Source organism: Bacillus sp. SIMBA_026, assembly GCF_046535335.1.
In the GTDB taxonomy this organism is placed as follows: Bacteria; Bacillota; Bacilli; order Bacillales; family Bacillaceae; genus Bacillus; species Bacillus velezensis.
The window spans coordinates 1-237 of the sequence record NZ_JAWRWX010000473.1; the positions used below are offsets into that span (position 1 = coordinate 1).

Consider the following 237-nt stretch of genomic DNA (forward strand, 5'->3'; position numbering starts at 1 on the left):
GCGCTGGCGTTGGCGAAGTCGCTGGGCGACGCGGCGCGTACGGCTAAGGCGATTCCGGCCGGCACGGATGCGCAACAGCAGATGAAGGACGAGTTCGACGGTCTGAAGCAGCCGGGCTTACTGGCGAGTGCGCCGGCCTCGATCGGCGTCGTGGCAGGCGGCGGCGTGCAGATGGCTGCGAAGGAGAGTATCTCGGCGGTGGCTGGCAAGAACGCTGACTTCAGCGTGATGAAGCGT

The 237-nt window shown here is 66.7% G+C and carries 1 protein-coding gene; it reads left to right on the top strand.

The genetic code is table 11. The features are described 5' to 3' along the window. A partial coding sequence (locus tag SB847_RS22205; protein ID WP_410578921.1) for a DUF2345 domain-containing protein occupies positions 1–237 on the top strand: 237 nt, incomplete at both ends.